Origin of the sequence: Nocardiopsis sp. CNS-639 (assembly GCF_000381685.1) — a bacterium.
Taxonomy (GTDB): Bacteria; Actinomycetota; Actinomycetes; order Streptosporangiales; family Streptosporangiaceae; genus Nocardiopsis; species Nocardiopsis dassonvillei.
Genome location: NZ_KB906866.1, coordinates 72,567 through 92,943, shown reverse-complemented (window position 1 = coordinate 92,943; position 20,377 = coordinate 72,567). Strand labels below are relative to the sequence as shown.

Annotated in this window: 12 protein-coding genes; 4 read left to right on the top strand and 8 right to left on the bottom strand. The window is 69.5% G+C overall.

Annotated elements, in window-relative coordinates:
* Positions 1–81 precede the first annotated feature (81 nt).
* From G011_RS0119480 to G011_RS0119460, 5 genes are all read right to left on the bottom strand, one after another.
* Positions 82–1,266 carry a hypothetical protein gene (locus tag G011_RS0119480; RefSeq protein ID WP_155979804.1) on the bottom strand — a complete coding sequence of 395 codons (1,185 nt, stop codon included), beginning with the start codon at positions 1,264–1,266 and terminating at the stop codon, positions 82–84.
* Positions 1,259–4,969, bottom strand: a complete 3,711-nt coding sequence (locus G011_RS0119475; RefSeq protein ID WP_020722861.1) for a hypothetical protein — start codon at positions 4,967–4,969, stop codon at positions 1,259–1,261. Before G011_RS0119475 ends, G011_RS0119480 begins: the two co-directional genes overlap by 8 nt.
* Positions 4,969–7,323, bottom strand: a complete 2,355-nt coding sequence (locus G011_RS0119470) for a hypothetical protein (RefSeq protein ID WP_019609957.1) — start codon at positions 7,321–7,323, stop codon at positions 4,969–4,971. The genes G011_RS0119475 and G011_RS0119470 overlap by 1 nt, the downstream gene beginning before the upstream one ends.
* Complete coding sequence (locus G011_RS0119465; protein ID WP_019609956.1) at positions 7,320–11,537, bottom strand: DUF6603 domain-containing protein; 4,218 nt, start codon at positions 11,535–11,537, stop codon at positions 7,320–7,322. The genes G011_RS0119470 and G011_RS0119465 overlap by 4 nt, the downstream gene beginning before the upstream one ends.
* Positions 11,538–11,605: 68 nt before the next feature.
* Positions 11,606–12,712, bottom strand: a complete 1,107-nt coding sequence (locus G011_RS0119460) for a ComEC/Rec2 family competence protein (RefSeq protein ID WP_019609955.1) — start codon at positions 12,710–12,712, stop codon at positions 11,606–11,608.
* A gap of 876 nt (positions 12,713–13,588) precedes the next feature.
* On the opposite strand from G011_RS0119460, the gene G011_RS31230 reads away from it, so the two are divergent.
* A complete protein-coding gene (locus tag G011_RS31230; RefSeq protein ID WP_019609954.1) occupies positions 13,589–13,753 on the top strand; it encodes a transposase in 165 nt (54 codons plus the stop codon).
* A gap of 64 nt (positions 13,754–13,817) precedes the next feature.
* Here the strand turns inward: G011_RS31230 and G011_RS33015 are convergent, their stop codons facing one another.
* Positions 13,818–14,102: a hypothetical protein gene (locus tag G011_RS33015; RefSeq protein WP_369757393.1), complete on the bottom strand. Its 285-nt coding sequence runs from the start codon at positions 14,100–14,102 to the stop codon at positions 13,818–13,820.
* A gap of 425 nt (positions 14,103–14,527) precedes the next feature.
* Here G011_RS33015 and G011_RS0119450 point away from each other — a divergent pair, with 425 nt between their 5' ends.
* Positions 14,528–16,048 (top strand): carboxylesterase/lipase family protein, encoded by a 1,521-nt coding sequence (locus G011_RS0119450; protein ID WP_231391531.1) that lies wholly within the window; start codon positions 14,528–14,530, stop codon positions 16,046–16,048.
* A 253-nt stretch (positions 16,049–16,301) separates the two neighbouring features.
* On the opposite strand, the gene G011_RS0119445 is transcribed toward G011_RS0119450, so the two are convergent.
* Positions 16,302–16,784 (bottom strand): hypothetical protein, encoded by a 483-nt coding sequence (locus G011_RS0119445; RefSeq protein WP_231391530.1) that lies wholly within the window; start codon positions 16,782–16,784, stop codon positions 16,302–16,304.
* Between the two features lie 82 nt (positions 16,785–16,866).
* Between G011_RS0119445 and G011_RS0119440 the strand changes: the two genes are divergently transcribed.
* A complete protein-coding gene (locus G011_RS0119440) occupies positions 16,867–18,462 on the top strand; it encodes an MFS transporter (RefSeq protein ID WP_019609951.1) in 1,596 nt (531 codons plus the stop codon).
* A gap of 151 nt (positions 18,463–18,613) precedes the next feature.
* The gene (locus G011_RS0119435) at positions 18,614–19,282 is read left to right on the top strand and encodes an O-methyltransferase (RefSeq protein WP_019609950.1); all 669 of its coding nucleotides are present in this window, start codon (positions 18,614–18,616) and stop codon (positions 19,280–19,282) included.
* On the opposite strand, the gene G011_RS30035 is transcribed toward G011_RS0119435, so the two are convergent.
* On the bottom strand, positions 19,266–20,375 hold the full coding sequence (locus G011_RS30035; protein WP_019609949.1) for an HAD family hydrolase: 1,110 nt from the start codon (positions 20,373–20,375) through the stop codon (positions 19,266–19,268). The two genes, G011_RS0119435 and G011_RS30035, sit on opposite strands and share 17 nt — an antisense overlap.
* Positions 20,376–20,377 lie beyond the last annotated feature (2 nt).

The following is a 20,377-nucleotide window of genomic DNA, read 5'->3' as shown; positions in this document are numbered from 1 at the left end:
GCGTGTTCTGGGACCGTAGGCCTGAGGTCCCGAGGGTGTCGGGGGCGTTCGAGAGCGCGCCCGCGGGGAACGGCGGCCGCCTCAGAGGGAGACGGCCTTGCCCTGGCCGGTCGGATACCAGGTGAGCTGCGCGGTGTACTTGCCGGTGCCGGACAGGACGTAGCGGAACGACCCGCCGTGGGGAACGGGCACCGTCAGGCTCTGCGGTGAACCGGAGTTCTCCGAGGTGGCCTGGTAGAAGCGCGGTTTTCCCTCCCCCGCCTGCGGCGCTCCGTCCCCGTGAGCCCCGCTCCGGGCCTTGGGCAGGGTCACGGTGACCGTCACCACCGCCGGGGTACTGGCGTGGTCGCTCCTGATGCTGGCCGCGAGCGTCCCGTCGGTGGGCACCTTGAACGTCTTGGCCTCCTTGTTGTTCTGCGGTGTGGTGATCGTGCGGATCGCCTGGGGTGTGCCGAGCAGCCGGACCGAGCCGTTGGCCCTGATGCTTCCGACCTTGAGGTCGGCGTTGGAGGCCGTGACCGCGCAGGTGAGCCCCTGGGTCGTCTTGACCTGTTGTTCGGTCCACTCCGCCAGGAGCATGTAGGCGGTGGTCTCCTTGGGGGCGTGCTCGTACTTGCCGTTGCCCTGGTCGTCCATGATCGACCGGCCGTTCTGCTTGTGGCCGGGGTCGCCCACCTCGTGGACCTCGTTGCCGCAGTAGAGCCAGTACCGCAGGCCGTCCTTGCGGGGGCGGGGCAGTCCTTTCCAGGTGAGGACGACCTTGTTGCGGTTCGGGTCCTTGACGTCGACGTGGGTGATGCTCGGCCGGAAGTCGGACATCTTGCTCTCCGCCGTCTTGACGAGCGTCGTCTGGGAGGCGGTCCGCGACGCGCCCTCGGGTCCGTCGGTCTCGACCTCGGCGCCCAGGGTCACGGTTCCGACCGGGGCACTGGGTTCGATACCGGTCAGTGCGAGGGTGAGGGGCTCGTCGTACCCCAGTTCGCGGTGGTGGTCGGGGGTGAGCGTCAGGACGCCGCCCCGCTGGTCGTGGCCGAGGTCCCACCCCTGCTGGACCAGTTCCGGGGTCCGCCCCGGGGCCAGGAGGTCGCCGGGGCCCGAACCGGTCGGGAGCGTGAGCCGCACGCTCCTCAGGACCAGGGGGTGCGGGCCGGTGTTGGTGACGGTCAGGTGCAGGACCTCGCCGCCCTCCCGTCCGACGAGGAACAATCCCGGTGTGCCGGTGTGGACGACCGCCCGCACCGCTGACGTGGAGGTCCCGTCACTCATCGCTGCTCTCCTTGCTCGTCCGTCGCGGCTCCTCCCGCGGGGTGTAGGTGAGGTAGCCCGTGCGTGCCTGCCTGGTGTCGGTGCTGAACTCGGGTGCTCCGGAGCCCACGAGCGGCAGGTTCCGCCACGGCTCCGGGCCGGTGACCCGCTCGCTCCACGACCACGAGCCCTCCTGGGAGGACGCGCGCGGCAGCGCGGCGCCGACCTGCCCGGGCGCTCCCGGGCCGGGAGCCGCGGCGCGCACGTCCATGAGGAGCGGGCCGGTCCGGACCGCGTGGTCGACGCGGGGCAGCCCGTTGCGGAGGTAGTGCTCGGGCAGGCGCGCGCTGTACACCGGGAGGATGTCGCTGGTCACGTGCAGCGCGGCCCACGGGTCCAGGAGCAGGGTCAGCCACGCGTGGAACCGGGACGCCTGGGAGGGGTCGTCCGCCCGCAGGGCCGGGTCGCCGGACGTGTCGATCGGGCGGACGTAGGTCGGCTTCTCCAGGCCGGAGCAGTGCCCGCTCCACAGCCTCCGGTAGTCGGTGGCGGGCTGGTTGGGCTGGGTCGGGAGGAAGTAGCCGACCAGGCCGTCCGTGCGCCAGGAGGAGGCGCCGAGGCGGACCGGCCACCGCAGGGTGCGCAGCGGGTTCTTGTCGTCGGCCGAGGGACCGAGCCTCTGCCGGTCCCAGGCGGCGTCGGGCAGCGGTGGGGCCTGGAGCTCCAGCCGGAGCCTGGCCCTGGCCACCGCCACCGGCCGCCCACCGACCAGGGCCGGGGCGGGGTCGCGGCGCATGCCGGACACGCTGATCGTGCGCTGCGCCCGCGTGATCGCGGCCACCAGCTCCCGTACCTGTCCCGGAGCACCGGTCAGCAGCGGTGCGAGCAGGGGGCCCAGGTGCGGGTGCGCGTCGGTGAACTCCCGGCTCAGCACGGAACGCGCGGTCGTCCACGGGGAGCCCGGCAGCGGAAGCCAGATCGGGTTCGTGCCGGTGCCGGGCACGAGTTCGCCGAGGCCGCGTCCGCGGTTGTCGTGGACCAGGAGTGTGCCGTCGCGGTGGTCGGGGACCAACCATCCGCAGACGGGCGTCTCGGGTCCGAGGTGGCCGGTGATCTCCAGGTCGCGGTGGTCGTCGCGGGTGGAGAGCCATTCCAGGCCGATCCTGGCCGGCTGCTGGATCCTCGGCGGCAGCTGGACCAGTTGGTGCTTGCGGTCGGCGTCCACGGGTGTGTCCGGCGTGGTGGTCCGCGAGCGCTGGGGGAGGAGCCGTTTGTGGTTGTCGTCCAGTGTGCTGGCCAGGACCAGGGGCTGGCCGAACCGGTCGATCAGCTCCAGGGAGGTGAACAGGAACTGGTTGGCGCGTACCGGGGAGAAGGGGGTCTGGCCGTTGAGGGGGTCGGGCACGTCCGCCCCCGGCAGGGGCAGCCGCCCCAGTGTCCGCTCCGCGTCCTCCAGGCCGACCCGGCTGACGGGGGAGCGCCGCGCCAGCCAGGGGTTGAGACCCGTGAGGGACTGCGAGACGAACTGTTCCCGCCTGGTCCGCGCCAGGAGCTTGACCAGTTCCTTCTTGAGGTCGGCGTTTCTGGTGGGGTAGTTGTCGACCCGCCCGGCGACGGTGAAGGCGGAGAGGTCGGAGAGCAGGCTGCGGCCGCGCCAGGAGGCGGCCGAGCTGTGCTCACCGCCCTTCCACCGGTACCGGACGCCGTCGAACTCCCACTGCCGTTTCCCGTTCTTGTCCAGGAGCGGCAGGGCGTGGCTCGTGATCTTGAAGTCCAGGAACATCGGCGCCCAGGGCTGGTCGCCCAGGGCGCAGAACTCCGGCCAGGACGCCGTCGCGTGCTCCGCGGTCCTGATCACGTCCTGGGTGTGCCGGGGCACCAGTTCGCTCAGGGCGCCCCGGGCGTCCTTCGAGGCCAGGCGCACCCTGCGGGCCACCCGGTCCAGGACCCCGAACTCCGTGAGCAGTGCGGGCAGGGGAGCCCAGGGCAGGTGCGTGGCGAGCCTGTCCAGGTTGGCCTTGACCGTGCCGGACGGTTCGGGGAACCGGGTGTTCTCGTCGAGTTTCTTCCCGGGCACCACCGAGGCGATCAGACCGGAGGGAACCCGGCAGGGGAGTTTCGAGCGGCGCTCCGGACCGGCCGCCGCTCCGAGGCCGCGCAGCAGCACGGTCGGGTCCTCGGGCTGGGAGAAGGGCTGTCGGGGCCGTCGCCTGAGCACGCGGTTGTCGGGCAGGCCCGCCTTGCGGGCGTACGCGGCGGCGCTGGCGGCGAGTTCCTCGGGGGTGTCCCCCTGGGGCACACGGCCGTACAGGCTGGGCACGGGGGGTTGGGCGTGGGGGTCCCCGACGAAGCACTCCCTGTGCAGCTTCGCGATCTGTCCCGCCGTCGTGGTGACGGCTTCGCCGAAGTCCGTTCCGCCGGGTTTCTTGGGGTGGCCCTGCAACCACCACAGGGTGAACAGGCGCTCACGCAGGTCCGCCAGGCGCCGGATCGCGGTGTCGTAGGCGTCCTGGTCCTCGTTGAGTCCCTCGACGACGACGTGTTCGGGGGGACCGGTGAGCGCCGAGGGGCCCTTGCCGGGCGCGTCGCCCAGGGACCAGGTGAAGCCGCCGGGCACGGGGGTGAACCAGGTGCGGTGGGACGCGGCGTGCAGTACCCCCTCCCTGTCCTTGCGGGTGACGGCGTCGTCCAGCTCGTCCAGGCAGCCCGCCTCGAAGGCGGTCCGGAACAGCCGCCAGTGCTCCGCGTTCTCGAACCCCGGGGGCGCCTGCTCCAGGATCGCGGAGCGGGCGTCGACCGTGCCGTTGCCGAGGCCGAGCCTGACCTTGTTGACCTCCGGGCGCGAGGGCTTGCCGCCCTCGGGCCGGCTCTGCGTCTGCCAGTGCCGGTCCAGCAGGGTCCCCGCGTACAGCGACCGCTGTAGGCCGCCGGTCGGGGTGCCCTCGGGGAGCCGCCACCTCAGCGCGTCCAGGAGTGCGGCGACGCGTTCCTCGTCGCTGTACCCGGGATCGTCCAGGCCGTGGAAGTCCAGTACCGCTTCGGTGTGGGGCGGGGCGAGGGCGTCGTCCTCCCATCGGGAGTACCAGCCCACGACGAGGTAGCTCAGCCGCCCGGCCGCGAGCTTGACCCCTGCGCTGGCGAGGGGGTCGTGGAGGGAGAACACGTCCTCGTTGTAGGGCTGGAAGCCGGCGAACACCGGGATGCCCGGGCCGATCGCCGTCAGCCGGTCCTCGTGCGGCAGGCGGTCCTGCGCCTTCGGGTCCCATTCCTGTGTCAGCAGGTCGTACTTGCGGCCGATACGGGTGGCCTTCCCGCCGCCCCTGTCGTAGTAGGGCGAGGTGGCCTTCTCCTCGTCCAGGTAGTCACCGCAGACCATCCAGGCCGCGAGCCCGGGCTGGTCGGGCCGGGCGTCGGGGCGGTGGACCCGCAGCACGAGCCACCGGTTGGGGACCTGCGGGAAGACCGCCGAGTCCCACTCCGGGACGGGGCCGCGGCTCAGGTCGACGCGGCCCTCGGTGAGGGCCTGCGGCAGCTGCCAGTGCAGGTACATCCCGTCGTCGGAGTCCTCACCGAACGAGGTGTAGTCGTTGTTCGGGTCCTCGGGGTGGCGGCGGCGTGTGGAGAAGTCCAGTTCCCAGCGTCGGACGGTGTCGTCGCGGACGGGCTTGTTGACCATCCATCCGCTGACCTCGACCGGGACCACGGCGCACGTGGGAGGTGCCATCACTCGGACTCCTTCGGCTGGGACACGGGGGCGGGCACACCCTTGGGGGAGAAGACCAGTTGGCAGGGGCTGTTGAGCAGTTGCAGGCCCACGGCGGAGGTGGGCAGGGCGTCGTCCTTGGCGCACTGACCGGCCTTGTGGAGGCGGTCGCGGAGCGCCTTGACGAGGGTGTCGTCCTCCTTGGCGTCGGCGGTGCCGATGCGCAGGACCTCGCGTGCCCGCCCGCTCTCGCCGCGTGTGCGCAGCAGCTCCCGGCCGTATTCGAGCCGGGCCTTGTCGATGGTCTCGCCGACCCTCTTGCCGCCTTCGGCCTTCAGGTAGCGCAGGTTGAGGAAGTCCCTGCCGTTGCTCGTTCCGTCGGGGCCGAAGCTCAGGGCGTGGCCGGGTTCGCGCAGGACGACGTCGGTCGGCATCCGCGTGAACGTCAGCAGGAGGAGGTCGGGGGCCAGGCTCAGGGGCGGCCCGAACATCACGTCGACGGGGTCGCCGTTCTTCGTCTCCGTCCGGGTGGCGCTGATCGCCAAGCCGGGCCAGTCGCGGACCAGGGCCGAGCGGACGAACATCCCGGCCTCGGGGAGCTTCACCTTCTCGCGCAACCGCTCCAGGAGGAGGGCGCCCAGTTCCCCGCCCGGGGCCCCGCGTGTGCCCGTGGCCACCGCTCCGGCGGCCACCGCGTCGAACCACCGGGGGTCCAGGACGAACACGCGCGCGCTGTCGGGCGGGAGCATGCGGGCGTCCGGGACGACGTGGTCGAAGGGCAGGGCGCGGATCAGGGAGGCGAAGCCGAGACCGGCCTCGTCGAGGTCGCGTGCCCTGTCGGCGGCGAGAGCGCGGACCAGCGCGCCGGCCACGCTGTCGGCGGGCGCGTCCAGGACGGCCTTCACCGCCTCCGAGGGGGAGTCGGGGAGAGGGGGCGCCGGTGCGGAGGAGTCGGCGCTCAGGAGCGCTGGCGAGACGTGCGGGACGAGGCCGCGGCGGAACTCCTCGTCCGCGCCGTTGCCGCGGCGCAGGGTTCCCAGGGCCTCGGCCAGTTCCGCGCCCGTCGGCTCCCCGTCTCCGGGGAGGGGTTTGAGGGCGTCGGGGTGGCGGGCCAGCGCGTGCGCCAGGTCGAGCCCGTCGTGGCACAGGTCCAGGAGCCCCTTGGCCACCGCCGGGTCGGCCAGCGCGAGGACGCGGCCGAGGGCGAAGGCGGAGGCGTAGGAGACGTCGAAGCAGCCGTGCTCGGGCAGGTGGACCAGGGCGTCGGATTCGCGGCCGTAGGAGCGGGGGTCGTCCGGCAGGGGGCGCGGCGTCGCCGGGACGCACGGCCCGCGGTACCAGCCCACGGTGGTGCTGCCGTCCGGCAGATGGTGGTTGACCGGGACGAATCCGTCGTCGATCCGCCGTTGCGCGTGGGCCTGCGCCGTTCCGCTCCCGGAGACGGTGTGCGGCAGTCTCAGGGAGAAGCGGCCGGAGCTGTTGTCGGCGATCTGCTTGGCGACGGTGGCGAAGGTGGCCTTGGCGGCCTTGCGCGAGACGAAGGAGGACGACCACAGGGAGATCAGCCGGACCCTCTCGGCTTCGGGCTGCCCGGTCGAGGAGGGGGGTTTCCTCCCGTCGAGTCGGGTGGTGAAGCCCTCCAGGGACACCAGGTGGGCGATGTAGCGCCCGTCGGAGCGGGGCAGGCGGTTGCTGAGCAGGACCGCGCCCCTGGTCGGGACCTCGGGGTCGGCCATGGCGGGGGCCAGGCTGGGCGTGATCGTGCGCTGCACGTGCGCCAGGGGGGCCAGTTCCCCGAGGCGCGGGGTGAGGTCCACGAACACGGCCGCGGGCAGGTCGACGGTCCTGCAGTTGGTGACGCCCTCCGGGATGGGCTCGTAGGGCAGGTCGGGCAGGGCCGTGCCCGATTCGGAGTAGGTGCGCTTGCCCTCCTTGTCCAGCACCAGGGTGGCCGCGGGCTGGGGCCGCGCGCCGTCGGGGGTGAGGGCCGAGTCCGGCAGTTCGGACTCGTGCAGCACCAGCAGCGCCATCCAGGGGAACCGCTCGCCCTCCTTCATCGTGCGCTGCCAGGGCAGGGTGGGGTCGGTGAGCACCACGTGGGGCAGCACGAAGGAGAAATCGCCGGTCGAGCCGGGGTTGGGGAAACCGGTGTGGACCACCGACGGGTCGAGGGCGAAGCGGGGCCCGTGCACGTGGAACGCCTGCTGCGGCGCCCGGAACGGGGTACGGAAGTCCTTTCCCGTGCCGTCCTTGCCGCTGATCTCCTGGGCGAGGTCGATCGTGTAGCGGCCCGCGGCGACCGACGGTTCTGCGTTGTCTGCCAGGGTCACCGCGCGGTCGGTCGTGGTCGGGACCGCGGGTCCGGGAGCGCTCATGAGGTGCTCGTCTCCTTTCCGGACAGTGTCAGGGGTTCGCTGCGCAGGTGGGCGTGCAGGTCGTTCACGTAGCCGGTCAGCGGGTCGTTGGCCAGCGGTGTCGCGCCGGACGGGACCACTCCGCTCTGGGACAGCAGCGAGATGAGGGAGCGGCGCTCGGTGTTCGCCTGATCCGCCGCCAGGCGCTTGCGGACCTGCTCGCGCGCGTCCTGTGGCCGGGTCGGGCCCTTGGGCGCGGACCCGGCGGAGGGCAGGCGGGGCCCGTACTCGGCCTCGGTGCCCAGGGCGTGTTCGCTGGTGGTGTAGAGGGGGACGGGTTCGGAGGGCCGGGGAGCACGCACCCGCACCCCCGAGGTCCGGTCGAGCCGCTCCTGATCCGGGTCCGGGAGGGCGGGCCGCTCCCCGGCGCCGAGCGGGGATCCCCACAGGGCCCGGGGCACCGGGGAGTCGACGAGTTCGACCGTCCAGCCCCGGGACCGGAAGTCGAAGAGGCCGCCCTGGTGGCGCAGGGTGACGGAGCACTCCGAGGCGAAGGACGCGGCGCCCACGGGACGGATGGACAGCTCGCTCTTCCCGCGTCCGGTGTGGGTGTCGTAGGCGTCCTTGCCCTGGACCCTGCCCAGAGGGAGGGTGACGGTGCCCAGGGGCACCGAGGAACGGCACTGGAAGGCGAACCCCGTGCGGTCCAGGTACCAGGGCTGCCCCGGCTCGGGCGCCTCCTTGGCGGTGGGAAGCAGGCCCTCCTCGGGTAGGACCTGCACCACGGTCCGGTCCAGGAGCTGCTTGCGGAAGGTGTCGATGTCGAGGTAGCGGGGGGACGTGGGGCGGGGTTCGCCGAACTTGATGTGGACCCCGTAGCCGCAGATCCTCGCGGTGGCGATCCCGCCGGTGGGCGGGCCCCACAGTTCCAGGTCCACCTTCTTCTCACCGCGCAGGGTCACCAGCAGGTTGATCTTCGCCCTGATGAGCACCCGGACGGTGACCCAGTAGGAGAAAGGCTCCCACTGCACCAGCGCGTGGATCTCCACCTCGCACGAGGCCTCCACCGGGCCGCTGCTGTAGCTGATCTCGGTCCTGGTGCCGAGCATGAACGCCGACGGCGTCAGGGCCGCGTAGGCCGAGCCGCGCAGGGTCACCGAGTCCGAGGGAGTCCACGCCAGCGACAGGCGCCGCGGCAGCGGATAGTGCCCGGGCACCGGGTAGTGGGGGTGGTACCCGCCCACGGAGAACACGAAGTCACCGGGATGGGCGCTCGCGCCGAACCACACGCACAGGGCGGCGTCGCCCGAGAGCGTGCACGACTCGTGCACCACGAAGGACCCCGGGGCGATCGCCGCGAAGACCCGGAGCACGTCCTCGCGTCCGGAGTACGTGGCGGCCAGCACCAGGTCCACGCGCGCGAAGCTGGTCTTGACGGACTTGCTGGGCGGGAACTTCGCGCCCAGCCGTCCGAACACGCCGACGCTGAAGTTCCGGCCCCCGGAGGTGCTGAACTCCACCAGGGCCAGCGCCTGGCCGTCGAGCAGGGAGAAGGAGTTGAAGTCCAGCCCGGCCGCCAACCAGACCTGGCCCTGAGCGTCCCTGATCCAGGGGTTGGAGCCGCCGGTGAGCGCGGTCAGAGCCTTGAGCGGGTCGCCGTGCTCGGAGGAGTGGCCCGGCATGAGCGGGAAGTCGGAGACCTCCTCCAGGGCCACCGGCCGCACGGTGCTGTTGTAGCCGAAACCGGCCGCGCCGCCGGTGATCCGGAACGGGGGCGGCCCGATGCCCTGGCCGTTGTTCGTGCCCAGGCGGGCGAACAGGAACAGCGACGGCGGCCTGCCGGTCGGCTTGGCGTAGCGACCGGCGGCCTGTGCGCCCAGCGCCGGGGTGACGACCACGGCTCCGCCCTCCACCACGAGGTCGTATCCGGCCGCCTGGCGGTAGACGAGCATCCCGGCGACCTTCACCGGGGCGCGGGAGTAGGCGATGCCCAGGCCTTCGATGCACACCGAGATCCGTTCGGGGGTGCCCGGCGAGAAGCCGATGCCCATGCCGCGTCCCAGTACGGAGAGCCCGGAGGCGTCCATCCCGGCGTCCACCAGCAGCCACAGTCTGCCCGCGGCCACGCGGACCCCGAGCCGTTCCACCCGGACCGGGCCCACCGCGCGGCCGAGGTCGTACCAGACGGTGGGGTCGGTGCCGTCCCCGATCGGTACGGGGCTCTCGTCCCGGACCGCGAGCACCTGTTTCCTCTTGGTGGAGGCGAGCCAGCGGCTCTCCGCTCCGACGCGCACCCGGAGTTCGTAGGACAGGGTCAGACCGGGTGTGATCGCGGGCGGGTCCGACGTGTGCACCCGCTTCAGCAGCGCGGAGGCGGCCTTGGCCTGGTCCTCGGTGAACGCGGGTCTGGCGGCAAGGACGCGGACGGCGCTGATCCGCACGTCCACGTCCCTGGGGATGTGCGAGCCCACGACGGGGAGGTTGGACAGCCCGGCCGACATCCGCGCCTCGGCCGCCACGACGGCGGGCGAGGGGGCGCCGGAAAGCAGCGCGCCGCTGATGCGGCCCCTGTCCGAGTCCGCCGACCACGCGGCTCCGGTCTTGTCGGCGGTGAGGGCGATCCTCCTCAGGCCCAGCGCCTCCACACCGGCCACTCCGGGATCGGGGACCCCCAGGGCGCGCGCCAGGTCGCCGAACGGCAGCGCCCCGCCCTCCCCGGCTTCCCAGCTGGCGGTCAGGGAACCGCTGCCCTGGGCGCTGACGGTGAGGACGAGGTCGCGGGCGGGCCGGTCCTTCGAGGCGGGAACGGTCACGTGCAGCAGGCCGGACACCTGGGAGGTGTAGGACCCCGTCTTCTTGCTGATCCGGATCCGCACTTCGAGGACGGCCTCGGCGCCGCCGATGGTGACGTCGGCGAGACAGCCCACGGTGAGGGCGGTGAAGGGGTGGTCGAACTCGACGGTCACGTCCTTGACCGTGAGCCCTTCGAGTTCCTTGGGGGACTGCACTCCGAAGGGCTCCAGCAGCTGTGCGGGTTTGAGGTCGTGCCCTTTACCGAGGAACCGCCACGTCGTGTCCTTCTTCGCGTACGCGGCTTCGAGAGTGACGCGGCCGGTCGTGCCTACCGACGTGACGGCGGTCAGCGCGACGTCCCCGAGCGTGCCGCCGGTGCCGGAGGCGTCGAGCAGTACGTTTCGCAGGGCGAACTCGTCCCCGGCCACCTTCCAGGACCCGGTGGCGAACTGGACGCGGAACGGGCGCTGTTTGCCCTCGGTCTGTTTCAGGTCCGCCCATATCCGGGCCGCGTCCACGTCGACGTCCGGAACGGCCTGGTCGAGGCCGAAGGGGGTGAGCAGGGCCCGTAGTTTCGCCGGTCGTGTCAGTCCGGCGGAGAAGTCGCCGCGGGGCCACTCCACCTCCGCGTCGACGTCGGCCTTGTCGCCCCAGCGCGCGAGGGCGGCGACCGTGGCGCGCACGCGGCGTTCGGCGTCGGTGGGGCGGGAGACGGAGAACTCCACACGCAGGTTCTCCATCTCCACCAGTCCGGGAAGGACCTGCAGGGATGCCTGCCCGCCCACCCCGACCGCGAGTGCCGGGAGCAGGGGCGTGGGCTGGTCGTGCCCGAGGGCGAGGGTGAGGGCCACGTCGGTCAGGTCGGGTGCGCCCCAGGTGACGCCCGTGAGCTGGGGCAGGGCGAACACCGCCGGGTCGGACGTCTTCGCTCCGACCAGCGGGTTGAGGTCGGCCATCCTCGACAGTCGGATCTTCGTGTCGGAGGCCGTGAGCGTCCACCGGCGCAGGGCGTCGGCCGTCCGGGCCGTCAGCCGGGTGGAGCCGAGCCCGCCGGGGAGGGTGAGCGTGGTGGCCAGTTCCGCACCGGCCTTCGAGTTGTCGGCGGTGAGGGTGAGCTCGGGGGCAGTCACGCCGACCGTCGTCATCCACGATCGTTGCGGGAGTGTCGCCTTCAGGGTCATTCCCGTGACGGTGTTCCCGGACTCGGTGAAGGCCAGCGTGCACGCGAAGGACTGGGCCACCGCCCCGAGGCGCACCTGGACGGTGCCGGACGCCTGGAGGCCGTTGGCCGCGGTGACCTTGATCCTCACCGTGCGCTCGGGAAGGCAGCGGCCGAACTCGGCGGAGTCGCCCTTCAGGGGTAGGTCGGCCAAGGGCAGGCTCAGGGACCCGCCGACGGACTGTTTCAGCTTCTGGCGGAGCTCATCGGGTGTGTAGGCCATGGCGGCGCTCCTGGGTTCGGGGTCCGGTCCGTGCCGGGTGGCCGGACCGTGAGGACGTGTGCGACACGTCAGCTCCTCCAGATCTGGACGTACTTGTCGTCACTCCATGCCAGGCGCCAGAACCAGTTGCCGCCGACCCACTCCGGTATTTTTCTCCCTCCGACCTTCGTCGTCCTCTTTTCGATCAACGTGGTGCACAGGACCTGCTGGGTGCTGGCGACGGAGAAGTCCTTGACCGCCGGGGTGTCGTCGAAGAAGGCGTATTTGTGTGCGGCCATGGGTCCCGGTTTCGTCCACTTGGCCCATGTCTCGATGTTGTCCAGGTGTGTTCTGCTCGGCATTCCGGTTCCGCCGACACCGAATCCCCTGGTGTCCGAACTGGCGAGCACGCCGTCAGGGGTGATCGCCTCCACCCACTTCTTGGATGTGGACGACGTGCTGCCGTGGTGACCCATCTTCAGCAGGGTCAGGTAATCCTTCGAAAGGATCTTGGAGCCGCTCGCGGCGGTGCCCGCGATGATGCTCAGTTCGGTGTCCTCGGTCGCGTCGCCCATGAGGAAAATCTTGTAGTTTCTTCCCTTTTTTCCTGGATCTGTTCCCAGGAGCAGGACTACGCTGTCGGTGTTCACGGAGTGGCTCGTGCGGCTCCTGGTCCCGATGGTCCCCGACGAGTTCATGGACAGCAGCCACAGCTTGTGACCGTACTCGTCGAGTACGAGGGGCGCGTTCATCGAGCTGTCGAGGGGGAGGACCGGGTTGGCCTTCTTCGCGGTCTCCATGTCCGTGAGGAACTTGGTGAGGTCGATTCCCCTGCGCTTGTACTCCGTGAGGCTTCCGGAGTAGATGACATTGTCTACTTTGGCACACTTTTTCAAGACGTCGGGAACCATGTTGTAGTGGTCCGTGTCGGGGTGGGTGAGGACGAGCCAGTCGATCTTTCCGCCCGCCGCCTTGGCGTAGTAGTCGACCACATCCTCCACGTTCGGCCTGACGGTGCTCTTGCTCTTCGTCGATCCGGCGTCCACGACGACCAGGGAACCGTTCTTTTTCGGAGGTTTCCAGCCCTTGGGGTAGAAGCTTCCGAAGTCGGACGCGGCAGTGCCTTTCCTGTCGTAGAAGTAGAGGATGGTGCAGTCTCCCTGACCCACGTCCAGGAACACCACGTCGACAGCCATCGGATCACTCCATAATCGTCGGAAAGGGTGTTTGCGGTCTGGTGGGAAAGGGGTCTCTCTGCTTCTCCGCCGACGGGTGCGGCGGGGCCTCAATCGCGTTGGCGGGTATCCTCGCGGTTCGGGCGTACTGGCGGGACGCCGTGATTCCTCGTGTCAGGCGGCAACCGTACCAAGGGCACGGGTGCCGTTCCAGGAACGATACGTCCGTGTGGTGTCCACGTCGTGGACGCGTCGGCTTTCCTCTCGCTCGTGGGGTGGGCGTACTTGTGTGGCTGAGGGGGATATTTATTGTTTTTTCGAAACTCGGCTGTCGGAATGCGTTCCGGGGGGAAGGTGCTGGTTCCCGGAGTGCTTTTGCTCCTTTTCCGGTCTTGGGAAAGGGTGGCCATCCGGGTATTCGTGTGCACGGTGAAGTTTTGGTGCGAAGCCTCGGAACCAGTGGAAACCGGGCTCGGGGTCCCGGGCCGGGGCGCGCCTGCCGACAGGTGATCGTTTCGGTTACGGTCTGTCTTGCCGTCCCGACTGGCGCAACCGTTTCCGTCTCCGGCGGGGCTGCGCCCGTGTGGGACCGCTTCCGGGAACGCGTGCGGGGTCGTGGTCGGCCTGGGAACCGGGGGAACGCTGCGAGCCCGGGCGGCATCGCTGCGGCTCGACGACGGCTCATGGCACCTGCCGGGGCCGGTCGCCGCGCCGACGCGCTGACCCCAGGCAGACTCCTTCTTGGTCACGGAAGGTGACTAAGGCTGCGCCGATCTGCAGACATCACCACAGTGGCGCCCTTGTCTCGTGCCGGGTTCTTTAGAGGCTTTGGTGTGTCCTGCGTTCTTCGGAGCCGGATTTCTGGATTCTGGGACCACGTGACCTCAAGGAGGCAGTGTGGGACGTCGTGAATACCCCGCCGAGTTCCGCCGCAAGGTCCTGGAGCTGCTCGAAGCGGGGCGCAGCGTCGCGGACGTGGCACGTGACCTGGGCATCAGCACCGAGGCGGTCTATGCCTGGCGGTGCCAGGACCGTATCGACCAAGGCCTGGCCCCGGCCTGACCAGCGCTGAGAAGACCGAGCTGGCCGCGGCGAACAAGCGCATCGCCGAGGTGGAGTTTGGTGCTCAGCCCGTCCCGGGAGCGGCCCAGGGCCTCGGCCCTGTCCACTTCGTCCCGCGCTGTTTCCCTTTTTTCGCCGCTCCGGCGGCGTGCTGGTGGGCACGGACTCTGGTGGAGTCGATCCTGAGGCTGAGTTCCTCGCCGCTGTCGGCGTCGATGCGCAGCCGGTTGGCGATGCGTTTGCGGCGGTGGTCGGCCCACTTCCTGCCCCTGCGCGGGTTGGTGGGCATGGGCGGGGCGAGCAGGGCCCACCCGGCATCGGAGAGTTCACGGACGTCCGGGCACGCCATCCACGGTGCCAGAGCAGGCTCTATGCCGACCGCGGCACGCAGAGGGCGGCCAGCTTGGTGGGCCCGGACCATGGTCGCAACCCCGATTGGTCGTCATGGAAGCCCGCGCGTGTTCCGATAAATCTTACGGCATAAGATTAGTGTTGGCGCGAAACATACCTTGTAAGAAGCTGAGAGGGGTATGGACTTGTGGCTGGAACAATCATGGTGCTGACACACATGTCACTGATCCGGCAAAGCGGTCGTCTGCGCCAGCTGGCGGCCGTGTGCGCTCTGAGGGCGAACACGGCGTCCTTCGTTTCGAGCTGTCATGAGAGACGACACGAGCGTGCCGTCCCCGGCCGGGATGGGGAGAGGGGTTCTCAGGCCGGCCTATGCGGTTCTGTGTCCCTCCTTCCCGTACTAAGGAGGAATGTGTGAGGCGCGTGAGCACCCCTGCCGGGTACGGGGAAGTGGACAGGGCCGATCTCGCTGTTGCCACGCACAGCGGTACCGTGCTCGGCAGGACCGAGGACAATGTCCATGTGTTCCGGGGTATTCCGTACGCGATGCCGCCCCGGGGGCCCCTGCGGTTCCAGCCGCCTCGGCCGGTTGAACCCTGGACCGGCGTGCGCAAGACCGTCGAGTTCGGCCCCACCGCTGCGCAGCCGTCCTTTGCCCTGCCTGCGGGGTTGGATGAGTTCTACCCCACCGTGGACGGCAACGGCTGCCTCAACCTCAACGTCTGGACCGCTGACCTGGGACATGCTGGCCTGCCGGTCATGGTCTGGATCCACGGCGGCGGTTTCGACGGCGGTGGTAGCAGCATCTACGATGGAAGCCGCTTCGCCCGCGACGGAGTGGTGCTGGTGAGCGTCAACTACAGGCTGGGGGCTGAAGGGTTCTTGGCGTTGGGTGACGGGACCGCCAACCTAGGCCTGCTCGATCAGATTGCCGCGCTGGAGTGGGTGCGGGACAATATCGCGGCCTTTGGTGGCGATCCCGGTAACGTCACCGTGTTCGGGCAGTCCTCCGGTGCGATGTGCGCCGCCACCCTGCTCGCGATGCCCGCGGCAAGCGGCCTGTTCCGGCGCGCGATCCTGCAAAGTGGGGCCGGCAACTTCGTTCAGACACCTGAGACCGCGCGCCACGTGGGGCAGCTCTTGGCGGAGGCGCTCGGCGTCCAGCCCACACAAGAGGCGATCGCGTCCGCTTCCCCGGCATTGCTTCTGGAGGCCCAGATGGACTTGATGCCGCAGCTAGCCCTCCGCCCCGACCCGCGGCGCTGGAACGGTGAACCGGGCGCTCGCGTGACCGCCTGGCAGCCGGTGGTCGACGGACGCACCCTGCCCGGACGGCCCATTGACCTAGTCAGGGCCGGCGCGTCCGCCAACGTTGATGTCCTGCTCGGTACCAACACCGAGGAAGGACGGCTCTCACTGGTGCCCTCCGGGGAGCTCGAAGCCGTTACCGAGAAGGACCTGGCCACCGCCATGCGGCTATACGAGCTTCCGGCCGAACGCGCGTCGGCCATTTACCGTCGAGGTGCTCCCGATGCGGGGCCGGGTGACATCCTGGCGCTCCTCCAACGCGACTGGTGGTACCGTGCTCCCGCCTACCGGCTGGCCGAGGCCAGGGCTGTATCCGGGGTGCCGGTCCACATGTACGAGTTCGCCTGGCGTTCCCCCCGGTTTGACGGTCTGCTCGGTGCGTGCCACTTCCTGGAGGTCCCGTTTGTCTTCGACGTCCTGGACGACCCCCGATTCCAGGCGTTGACCGGGGAGGAACCACCACAGTCGCTTGCTGACACTATGCACGCCTCCTGGATCGCCTTCGCCACCCACGGCGATCCAGGCTGGCCCCACTACGACCTGCGGGAACGGACCGTCATGCGCTTCGACACCTTCGCGTCCCCCGTCCGCGACCCCTGGTCGGCAGAACGAGAACTCTGGGACGGCATCGACTAGGCACTGGTTCTGAACCGGTGAGATCGCCGGGCCAGATTCAGGTCGAGGAGACCAGGGTCTGGTCCGGCGAAGACCGCGGCCCGCTTGCCACGGCAGGTTGCGACCACTCAATCGAAGGTCGGTGGTCTACCCCCGTGGTCCTTTTGCGCCGGCGCTGCGGGTGCTGGCCCTCGGATGGGGCGATGTGCAGCGCACCGCAGACTCATGGCGACCGGGCCCGCCACCCGCCGCCGGGTGGCGGGCCCGGCTGAAATCACCTCCGACTGCGGGACCACGCTGCCACCATCGCCGTGGCTCCGGGGAGCAGAAGGATGAGGAGCAGCGTGAGCCCCAGCCACAGCGGGACGATCTGTTCGTAGGCCCCACCGCTGATTCCGGCAGTGGTGATCAGCGTGATCATGCCGAGGACGAAGAGCGTGGTCACGGTCGCCCGCACGCCACGACCCTTGCGCGCGGTCCAGATGGTCACAAGCCATCCCAGCAGCCCCACCGCGCCCACGGTCACGAGGTAGATGGCGATCGCGTTGCGGTCACCGGCTACCTCGGCCGGCCCCCAGTCGGGGTAGGCGGCCGCCACGTGTCGCTCGATCGAGCCGAAGATCCACAGGTCGAGCAGCGGCAGCACAATGCAGACCAGCTGCAGGCCCGCGCCGATCTGCGATGCCTGGACCACGGGCTGCCATCGCCCCGGGCGGGTCTCATTCTGCACGTCCATCAGAACCTTCCGTTTGCTCATGCGTTCTGCTGATGAGTCTCTTACGGTGTATGTTTGAGTTCCACGTTACTCTTACGCCGTAAGTTAATGCAAGGAGGAAGAGATGACGTCTCCTGACACCAACGCCGACCCGCCTGCAGACACCGGGAAGGGCGTGTCACGCCGTCTGCGCGGGCACCCATGGTGGACTCTGATCGCTGTCGCGCTCGGCGTGATGATGACCGATCTGAACATGACGATCGTTGCCGTGGCCAATCCGGCGCTGCAACGAGAGCTCGGCGCGTCCCTCACGGACGTGCAGTGGATCACCAACGCCTACCTGCTCGCCCTGGCGATCTCGCTTATCCCCGCAGGCAGGCTCGGCGACCGCTTCGGACACCGAACGGTCTTCCTCATCGGGGTGGCGGGCTTCGCGGTCACCGCTGCGTTCATCGCCGTCTCCGGCCACATGTGGTTGATGATCGCGCTGCGAGTGCTCCAGGGGGTGAGCGGCGCGCTCATCATGCCCTCCGGCCTGAGCCTGCTGCGCGCGACCTTCCCGGCCGAACGACTGACCATGGCGATCGGTGTCTACGGCATGGTGATCGGCGCCTCTACCGCGGCTGGGCCCCTGGTGGGAGGCCTGTTGGTGGAGCACGTCGGCTGGGAGTCGGTGTTCCTCCTCAACGTTCCGATCGGCGCGGTGATCTTGGCGCTGGGCCTGGCCGTGCTCAAGGCGCACCGCGTGGAGAACGCCACCCGTACCTTTGACGCCGCGGGGATCGCCCTGCTTAGCGCGGCCATGTTCTGCCTGCTTTGGCCCCTGGTGAACGCCGAAGCCCTGCGTCGCGGCGACGCGGGGACCTGGGCCTTCCTGGGCGCATCCGCGGTGCTGCTGGTGCTGTTCGTCCTGGTGGAGAGGCGGGCCGCCGAACCACTGCTGCCGCGCAGGCTGTTCGCCTCCGGGCCGCTTCTGGCCGGAGTGATACTGGTGGCGCTGATGGCCTTCGCGCTGGTCGGCGGGCTCTTCTTCATCACCTTCTACCTGCAGAACATCCAGGGGCTGGGAGCGGGCGAGAGTGGGCTGCGTCTGCTGCCGCTGACCGGCATGATGATCGTCGCCGCGCCCCTGGCTGGACGGCTGATCACTGCTGTCGGCGCGCGAATGCCGATGGTGGTCGGCATGCTCTTCACCGCCACGGCCCTGGTAGGTGTGGCGAACCTGGACGCGGGCTCCTCGACCGCCGTCACCCTGGGCTGGTTCGCCCTGCTGGGCCTGGGCATGGCGCCGGTGATTGTGGGGGCCACCGGCGTCATCGTTGGCAACGCGCCCATCGAACTGGCCGGGGTGGCCAGTGGTCTGCACCAGTCCGCCCTTCAGCTCGGCGGCAGTCTGGGCACCGCTGTGCTCAGCGGCGTGATGGCGGCGCGCGTGTCCACAGCCCTGCCCGACCGGTGGACCGACGCGGGTCTGGCCCCGCTGGAACCCGACGAACTGGGGGAGGCCGCCGAAGTGGTATCCGTTGGCGCCGCCCCGGTCCCCGAGGGCGCCTCGGCGCAGATCGCTGACCAGATCGCCGCGGTGGCGCAGGCTACCTTCCTTGATGGGATGACTGCGGCGTTCCTCGTCGCCGCAGGCGTCGCCCTAGTGGGCGCCTGCGTCGCCCTCCGTGTGAAGAGCGGTGCCACCTCTGAGTCGGATCTGACCCATTCCCAGTAAGAGGGCACGCTCATGCTTTCTCCGGCTCGGTGTCCACGGCCCGGCCACGGACACCGGCCCGGAGGAAGGGAGAACGCTCGACACCCCGTTCGTATTTCTATATCTTTGGCGAGGCTCAGTGAAAAACTGATTATTGAGAGGCCTAACTGAAATGGCGGATCAGATGGACTTCGGTCCAGAAATCACCTCCTATGTCCGGCGCGTTTCGCTGAGGGATGACCCGGTGTTGCGCGAGCTGCGTGAGGAGACGGCCGATCTCCCGATGGGGAAGGCGATGCAGGTCTCGGCTGAGGAAGGGCAGCTGCTGGCGCTGTTGGTGTCGGCCCTCGGAGCGCGGACGGTCCTGGAGATCGGCACCTTTACCGGTTATAGCGCGCTGTGCATGGCCCGTGCGCTTCCTCCCGGAGGGCGCGTCATCACGTGTGATATCAGCACGAAATGGTCGGACATCGGCCGAGAGTACTGGAGCCGGGCTGACGTTGAGGACCGCATCTCCTTGCGTGTCGGAGATGCGGCGGACACCCTCGGCTCGCTGCTGTCGGAATTGGGAGGCGAAGGAATCGACCTCGCGTTCATAGATGCCGACAAGGCGAATTACGAGAAGTACTACGAGAGTGTTCTCAAATTGGTGCGGCCCGGCGGTCTCATCGTCATCGACAACACGCTTTTTTTCGGTCGGGTGATCGACCCGGACGCGCGGGACGCAGACACCGAGGCGATCCGCCGACTGAACGAGGCACTGCACCGCGACCACCGGGTGGAGATCTCGCTCCTCCCGATGGCCGACGGCATCACACTCGTGCTCAAAAAGTTCGACTAGTGGTTGGGGTCGGCTTTCCGGCTCCGGCCAGGTCAACGGCGGTCAGGCGGATCACGGCGGTGGGCTCCTGGCGTTCGGGGCGCAGGTGCAGTCGCTGGACCGCTTCCGCCGGCGTCGGCAGCGCGGACGCCGCACAGGTGCAGTCCGCCTCCTCGTATCCGGCGAAGCGGTAGGCCACTTCCATCATGCGGTTGCGCTCGGTGCGCCGGAAGTCGGCGGCTATGTGCACACCGGCCCTAGCTGCCTGGTCTGACAGCCAGCCCAGGATTGCTGCGCCGGCTCCGAACGAGACCACACGGCAGGACGTCGCCAGCAGTTTGAGGTTCCACAGGCCGGGGAGTCGCTTGAGCAGAACCACTCCCACGGCGCCGTGTGGTCCGAACCGGTCCCGCATGGTCACGGTCAGGACCTCGTGGTCAGGATCGTCCATCAGCTCACGAAGAGCGGAGTCGGGGTAATGCACGCCTGTAGCGTTCATCTGGCTGGTGCGCAGGGTGAGCTCCTCGACCCGGGAGATCTCCTCGTCGCCCGCGCGACCGATGTCCATCGCGATGTCGAGGGTGCGCAGGAACTCCTCGTCAGGGCCCTTGAACTCGGCCTGCTCGGCTTCCCGGCGGAAGTTCGCCTGGTACATCCGCCGCCGTTGGGCCGAGTCCACAGTCACCCTGTCCGGACTGAACTCGGCCAGTCCGGGCAGTTTCAGCGCGTCCTCGGCCGCATAGCAGCGCACCTCCGGCAGATGGTGGGAGACCTCGGCACGCTCGGTCGGTTGGTCGTCGATGAACGCGATCGTTCCCTGGGCGAACCTCAGGCGGTCGGCGACCGCGGCCACCGACGCGGACTTGGGGCCCCAACCGATCCGGGGGAGGACGAAGTACTCGGCTATGCCCAGTTCCTCCAGTCGCTCCCAGGCAGGGGCGAAGTCGTTCTTGCTGGCGATGGACTGCAGGATGCCCCGGGAGTCGAGTTCGGCGACGATCTCACGGATCTCCTCGGGCAGCCACACCCGGTCGTCCTCCGAGAGCGTTCCCTTCCAAAGGGTGTTGTCCAGGTCCCAGACCAGGCATTTGACCAGAGTCGGTCGCTCTGACACGT

Excerpts from the sequence above, each read along its gene's own strand:
- G011_RS0119480 (WP_155979804.1), bottom strand. The coding sequence starts at position 1,266 with ATGAGTGACGGGACCTCCACGTCAGCGGTGCGGGCGGTCGTCCACACC.
- G011_RS0119475 (WP_020722861.1), bottom strand. The coding sequence starts at position 4,969 with ATGGCACCTCCCACGTGCGCCGTGGTCCCGGTCGAGGTCAGCGGATGG.
- G011_RS0119470 (WP_019609957.1), bottom strand. The coding sequence starts at position 7,323 with ATGAGCGCTCCCGGACCCGCGGTCCCGACCACGACCGACCGCGCGGTG.
- G011_RS0119465 (WP_019609956.1), bottom strand. The coding sequence starts at position 11,537 with ATGGCCTACACACCCGATGAGCTCCGCCAGAAGCTGAAACAGTCCGTC.
- G011_RS0119460 (WP_019609955.1), bottom strand. The coding sequence starts at position 12,712 with ATGGCTGTCGACGTGGTGTTCCTGGACGTGGGTCAGGGAGACTGCACC.
- G011_RS33015 (WP_369757393.1), bottom strand. The coding sequence starts at position 14,102 with ATGGCGTGCCCGGACGTCCGTGAACTCTCCGATGCCGGGTGGGCCCTG.
- G011_RS0119445 (WP_231391530.1), bottom strand. The coding sequence starts at position 16,784 with ATGAGCAAACGGAAGGTTCTGATGGACGTGCAGAATGAGACCCGCCCG.
- G011_RS0119440 (WP_019609951.1), top strand. The coding sequence starts at position 16,867 with ATGACGTCTCCTGACACCAACGCCGACCCGCCTGCAGACACCGGGAAG.
- G011_RS0119435 (WP_019609950.1), top strand. The coding sequence starts at position 18,614 with ATGGCGGATCAGATGGACTTCGGTCCAGAAATCACCTCCTATGTCCGG.